Genomic DNA, 6,733 nt, shown 5'->3' on the forward strand with positions numbered 1-6,733 from the left:
AGAACTCACCCATCTCCGCCGCCGACAGCGTCTTGCCCTCGAACCGGTACCCCTCCGGGCTGTAGAACTCCGTCGCCGCCACATCCAACGCCAACGCCACATCCGACCCGAGCGTGAGGCCGGTCTTGCCGATGGCCTCCGAGATCAGCTCCAACGCCTCCCGAGTACCAGCCACCGACGGCGCGAAACCACCCTCATCACCCAAACCCGTGTTCAAACCCTTGGCCTTGAGCACCGACTTCAGCGAGTGATACACCTCCGCGCCCCACCGCAGCGACTCCTTGAACGTCTCCGCCCCGATCGGCGCCACCATGAACTCCTGCACATCCACACCACTATCCGCATGCGCCCCACCGTTGAGGATGTTCATCATCGGCACCGGCAGAATATGCGCGTTCGGACCACCCAGGTAACGAAACAGGGGCAGCGCCGCCGACTCCGCCGCCGCCTTCGCCGCCGCCAGCGACACACCCAACAGGGCATTCGCCCCCAACCGACTCTTATCCGGCGTGCCATCCAAATCCAACAACGTCTGGTCGATGATCCGCTGCTCATCCGCAGGGATACCGATCACCTCAGGCGCGATCACCTCCAACACACCCTCAACAGCCTTCGTCACACCCTTACCCAGATACCGGTCACCACCATCACGCAACTCCACGGCCTCATGCTCACCAGTGGACGCACCCGACGGCACCGCCGCCCGCGCAAAGCTCCCATCCGCCAACACAATCTCGACCTCGACCGTCGGATTACCACGCGAATCAAGAATCTCGCGGGCGCCTACCTGGATGATCTCGCCGGCGGTCATCAGAGCGACTTCCCGACGAGCCCGGTGAGGTCCACGAGCCGGTTGCTGTAGCCCCACTCGTTGTCGTACCAGGAAACGACCTTGGCCTGGTTGTCGATGACCTTGGTCAAACCGGCGTCGAACAGCGAGCTGTGCGGGTCGGTCACGATGTCGGAGGAGACGATCGGGGCGTCGTAGTACTTCAGGATGCCCTTGAGCTTGCCCTCGGCGGCGGCCTTGAGCGCGGCGTTGATCTCATCCGCGGTGGCCCGCTTGTTCAGCTCGACGGTGAGGTCGGTGACCGAGCCCGTGGGGATCGGCACCCGCAGCGCGTAGCCGTCCAGCTTGCCCTTGAGCTCGGGCAGGACGAGGCCGATCGCCTTCGCCGCACCGGTGGAGGTCGGCACGATGTTGATCGCGGCGGCCCGGGCACGACGCGGATCCTTGTGCGGACCGTCCTGCAGATTCTGATCCTGCGTGTACGCATGCACCGTCGTCATCAGGCCACTGACGATGCCGAACTCGTCGTTGATCACCTTCGCCAGCGGGCCGAGGCAGTTCGTGGTGCACGAGGCGTTGGAGATGATGTTCTGGCTGCCGTCGTACTTGTCGTCGTTGACGCCCATCACGATCGTGATGTCCTCGTCCGAGGCGGGGGCGGAGATGATGACCTTCTTGGCCCCGGCATCCAGGTGACCCTGAGCCTTGGCACGAGCGGTGAAGATACCCGTGGACTCGACGACCACGTCGACGCCGAGGTCGCCCCAGGGCAGCGCCGACGGGCCCTCACGGACCTCCAGAGCCTTGATCACCTGATCGCCCACCCGGATCGAGTCACCGTCGGCGACCACGTCCGCGTCCAGCCGACCGAGGATCGAATCGAACTTGAGCAGATGCGCCAGCATCGCATTATCGGTCAGGTCGTTGACCGCCACGATCTCGATGTCGGTGGCACCCAGCGCCTTCTGGGCGGCGACGGCGCGGAAGAAGTTACGGCCGATGCGGCCGAATCCGTTGATGCCTACGCGAATCGTCATGGGTATTCCTTTCAGATGTGTCCGTGTCACGGCGTATCCGTGAATGGCGGACGAGGGATGAGCTTGAGGATGGTGCAGCGGATTCCGATCAGGAAGCGCTGATGGACTTTCCGGCGGAATGCAGGTCGTTGCAGGCCTCCACGACCCGCTCCGCCATCGACGCCTCCGCCTTCTTCAGGTAGGAGCGGGGGTCGTAGACCTTCTTGTTGCCGACCTCCCCATCGACCTTGAGCACCCCGTCATAGTTACTGAACATGTGCCCCGCCACCGGACGGGTGAACGCGTACTGCGTATCAGTATCAACATTCATCTTCACCACGCCGTACGACAACGACTCCTCGATCTCACTCTTGAGCGACCCCGAACCACCGTGGAAGACGAAATCGAAGGGCTTACTCCCCGCCGGCAGACCCAACTTCTCCGACGCCACCGCCTGACCATCCCGCAACACCGACGGACGCAACTTCACATTCCCCGGCTTGTACACACCATGAACATTGCCGAACGTCGCCGCCAGCAGGTACCCCTCCGTCCCCAACGCATCGACCGTCTTCCCGAAGTCCTCATCACTGGTGAACAGCTTGTCGTTGATCTCATTCTCGACACCGTCCTCCTCACCACCGACCACACCGATCTCGATCTCCAAGATGATGTTCGCCGCCTTACACTTCGCCAGCAGCTCCTGCGCGATCTCCAGGTTCTCCTCCAGCGGAATCGCCGACCCGTCCCACATATGCGACTGGAACAACGGATTCAAGCCCCGGTCCACCCGCTCCTGCGAAATCGCCAGCAACGGACGCACCAGGCCGTCCAACTTGTCCTTCGGGCAGTGATCCGTGTGCAGGGCCACCGTCACGTCGTACTTCGCCGCCACCACATGCGCGAACTCCGCCAACGCCACCGCACCGGTCACCATGTCCTTGACACCCAGACCCGACCCGAACTCCGTACCACCAGTGGAGAACTGGATGATCCCGTCACTACCGGCGTCGGCGAAACCCTTGATCGCCGCATTGATCGTCTCGCTCGACGTGCAATTGATCGCCGGATACGCGTAACCGTTGGTACGAGCGCGGTCCAGCATCTCCCGATAAGCCTCAGGCGTAGCGATGGGCATGTTTGTCCTCTCCTGGAACGCCAGGGCGGCATTCCTCTGGTCGATAGTCGGGGCGTCAGCCCTCAGCAGTAGGTCGACGGCTCGCCGCCGTCAGTATCGAGCCGAACGGCACGCCGCCGGGTTCGAATCGACAGTTCCCCGTCGGCACTGATTCGACGGCTCGCCGTCAGTGGTCTTCCTCGCCGATCCGATGCACACGGATCAGGTTCGTCGAGCCGACGGTCCCGGGAGGCGCACCGGCCACGACGACCACCTGGTGGCCGCGCGCGTACCTGCCGAGACCGAGCAGGGCGGAGTCGACCTGGGCGATCATCTGGTCTGTGCTGCTGACCGGATCGACGAGGAAGCCCTGCGTGCCCCACGACAGAGTGAGCTGGTTCCGTACCTGTGGGTGCGGCGTGAAGGCGACCAGCGGCAGGTGGGTGCGGAGTCGGGCAAGGCGGCGCACGGTATCGCCGGTCTCCGTGAACGCCGCGAGCGCCGCGACCTGGAGCCGCTCGCCGATATCCCGCGCAGCGTAGGAGATCACACCGGCCTTGGTCCGGGGAGTGTGGGCGAGGTCGAGGATCCTGACGGGGCCGCGTTCGACGGTGCTCACGATCGTCGCCATGGTGCGGACCGTCTCGATCGGGTACTTACCCACCGACACCTCACCCGACAACATCACCGCATCCGCACCATCGAGCACCGCATTCGCCACATCCGACGCCTCCGCCCGAGTCGGACGACTGTTCTCAATCATCGACTCCAACATCTGCGTCGCCACGATCACCGGCTTGGCGTTCTCCCGCGCGATCTGAATCGCCCGCTTCTGCACCAACGGCACCTCCTCCAGCGGCAACTCCACACCCAGATCACCACGCGCCACCATCACCGCATCGAACGCCAGGATCACCGCCTCGAGGTTCTCGATCGCCTCCGGCTTCTCGAGCTTGGCGATCACCGGGATCCGCCGGCCCACCCGATCCATCACCGCATGCACCCGCTCGATATCCGCCGGCGACCGCACGAACGACAACGCGATGAAATCCACACCCAACTCGAGCGCGAACTCCAGATCCTCGATGTCCTTCTCCGACAACGCCGGCACCGAGACGTTCATCCCCGGCAACGAAACACCCTTGTTGTTCGACACCGGGCCACCCTCGGTGACCTCACACACCACGTCGTCACCGTCGACCGAGACGACCTTCAGGCCGACCTTGCCGTCGTCGACGAGCAGGCGGTCACCCGGGCGGGCGTCCTGCGCCAGCTCCTTGTACGTCGTCGACACCCGATCATGCGTCCCGACCACATCCTCGACGGTGATCCGCACCGTCTCCCCCGTCTCCCACACCGTCCGGCCGTCACCGGCGAACCGGCCCAAACGGATCTTCGGCCCCTGCAGATCGGCAAGGATGCCCACCGCCCGGCCGGTCCTATCCGACGCGGCACGCACCCGCGCATAATTCACCGCATGGTCGGCATGCTCACCATGGCTGAAGTTCAGGCGCGCAACATCCATGCCCTCCTCCACCAGAGCGAGCACCTTCTCATCAGTTCCGACAGCAGGGCCCAGAGTGCAGACGATCTTGGTTCGACGAGTCACACGAAGGAACGTATGCACCGCCGATCCAGGTGACAACCGTCACGCCCATATGGGCATCAGGCGCGATCGGCGGATTCGGCGGGCGCGACCCGCAGGAGCGAGATGGCGGTCTCCCGGTCGGTCACCAGCGACGTGACCACTCCGCTGATCAGACTCGCGCGGATGGCCTCCACCTTCTGGTGCCCGCCGGCGATGGCGATGACCTCATCGACCGCGGACAGCTCGCGGTAGGAGATCGCCAGCGTGCGCCCGCTGTAGTTGGTGCGCACCGGGCGTCCCTCGGCGTTGAACTGGATGGCACAGAGTTCGGCGGCGACGTCGAGCGAATCCAGTTCCGCCCGTCCCTGATCCGACAGCATGGCGTACACCTGCGAGCCCGTCAGATCGAGGCTTCCGACGGCGACGACGGCCACCGTGATCCGCTTCCACAGCTCCATCGCCGCGGCCACACCGGGCTGCCTCGCGAGGGCCGCCTTCATCCGCTGGTCCGACATGATCAGCGGCGCATAGATCGGGTACTGCGGCCCGCGCGAGACCGAAGTCAGCTGGCGCACGAGATCGACGGAGCTGGCCTGCACATCGCCGACCACACCGGACATCTGAACGATGGTGCAGGGCGGCAGATCCCGAACATGCTGCGCCATAGCGTCCAGGGTGCGCCCCCAGCCGACGCCGAGCACGTCGATCTCGGTCACGACCTCGCTGAGCAGGTCCGCGGCGACCCTGCCGAGTCCGTGCCGCAGGCCGTCGAAATCAGTGAAGGAGCCCGTCGCGACCAGCGCGCGGCGCAGGCCGTATGCACGGCGGAGCCGCTCGGACAGGTCGGCATCGATCGCGGCATCGGTGTTGATCTCGATGCGGACCAGCCCGGATTCGAGACAGGCGTCGAGGATTCGGGCCACCTTGTACCGGGACAGCCCGTACTCGGCGCCGATCTCCATCTTCGACTTCCCCTCGAAGTAGAAGCGCCGCGCGATCGCGGCGGCCCGGACCACTTCGGCCGGCCCCATGGACCCCATGGATGTCTCCTCACAGCATCACGGACGGGCGATCCGTCCCCTCCAGCCTAGTTCGCCGATGCCCGAATCGGCGCCCATATGGGCACCACCGTTGTCGAAACGTTCCGATACCCGTGTGATGGGCGGGTACGACGAAGCCCGGCCGGGCCCGTTCCTACGACGAACAGGGGAAAGAAAGTGCGTATCGGTGTGCTGACCGGTGGTGGTGACTGCCCGGGTTTGAACGCGGTGATCCGGGCGGTGGTCCGCACAAGCGATTCCCGCTACGGGTCAGCGGTGGTCGGCTTCCAAGACGGCTGGCGCGGACTACTCGAAGACCGCAGGGTGCAACTGTCCAACGACGACCGCAACGACCGCCTCCTGACCAAAGGCGGCACCATGCTCGGCACCGCCCGCACCCACCCCGACATCCTGCGCGCCGGCCTCGACCGGATCACACAAACCCTCGACGACAACGGCATCGACGTCCTCATCCCCATCGGCGGCGAAGGCACCCTCACCGCCGCCTCCTGGCTCGCCGACGAAGGCGTCCCCGTCGTCGGCGTCCCCAAAACCATCGACAACGACATCGACTGCACCGACGTCACCTTCGGCTTCGACACCGCCCTGACCATCGCCACCGACGCCATCGACCGCCTCCACTCCACCGCCGAATCCCACCAACGCGTCATGCTCGTCGAAGTCATGGGCCGCCACGCCGGCTGGATCGCCCTCAACGCCGGCCTCGCCTCCGGCGCCCACATGGTCCTCATCCCCGAAGTCCCCTTCGACGTCGAAGAAGTCTGCTCCCTCATCAAACGCCGCTTCCAACGCGGCCACTCCAGCTTCATCTGCGTCGTCGCCGAAGGCGCCAAACCCGCCGAAGGCACCATGGAACTGCGCCTCGGCGGCACCGACGAATTCGGCCACGAACGCTTCACCGGCGTCGCCCACCAACTCGGCGTCGAAATCGAAAAACGCATCAACAAAGAAGTCCGCACCACCGTCCTCGGCCACGTCCAACGCGGCGGCACCCCCACCCCCGCCGACCGCGTCCTCGCCACCCGCTACGGCGTCAACGCCGCCGACGCCGCCCACGCCGGCAAAACCGGCAACATGGTCTCCCTCCGCGGCACCCAAATCGGCCTCGTCCCCCTCGCCGACGCCGTCAAACAACTCAAACGCGTCCCCCGCGAACGCTAC

Annotated in this window: 6 protein-coding genes; 1 reads left to right on the plus strand and 5 read right to left on the minus strand. The window is 65.2% G+C overall.

What is annotated here, in order from left to right:
- From eno to AC21LY_RS23450, 5 genes are all read right to left on the minus strand, one after another.
- Positions 1-811: phosphopyruvate hydratase (eno, locus tag AC21LY_RS23430; RefSeq protein ID WP_489048976.1), on the minus strand; the 811-nt coding region annotated here is incomplete at its 3' end.
- Complete coding sequence (gene gap / locus AC21LY_RS23435) at positions 811-1,827, minus strand: type I glyceraldehyde-3-phosphate dehydrogenase (protein ID WP_489048977.1); 1,017 nt, start codon at positions 1,825-1,827, stop codon at positions 811-813. The genes eno and gap, both read right to left, overlap by 1 nt.
- A gap of 88 nt (positions 1,828-1,915) precedes the next feature.
- Entirely contained in the window at positions 1,916-2,944 is a 1,029-nt protein-coding gene (fbaA, locus tag AC21LY_RS23440; RefSeq protein ID WP_489048978.1) for a class II fructose-bisphosphate aldolase, read from the minus strand.
- 166 nt (positions 2,945-3,110) lie between these two features.
- Entirely contained in the window at positions 3,111-4,532 is a 1,422-nt protein-coding gene (pyk, locus tag AC21LY_RS23445; RefSeq protein ID WP_489048979.1) for a pyruvate kinase, read from the minus strand.
- Between the two features lie 56 nt (positions 4,533-4,588).
- Positions 4,589-5,551: a sugar-binding transcriptional regulator gene (locus tag AC21LY_RS23450; RefSeq protein ID WP_489048980.1), complete on the minus strand. Its 963-nt coding sequence runs from the start codon at positions 5,549-5,551 to the stop codon at positions 4,589-4,591.
- 177 nt (positions 5,552-5,728) lie between these two features.
- Between AC21LY_RS23450 and AC21LY_RS23455 the strand changes: the two genes are divergently transcribed.
- Positions 5,729-6,733: ATP-dependent 6-phosphofructokinase (locus AC21LY_RS23455; RefSeq protein WP_489048981.1), on the plus strand; the 1,005-nt coding region annotated here is incomplete at its 3' end.

The organism is Tsukamurella sp. II2bb (assembly GCF_057815145.1).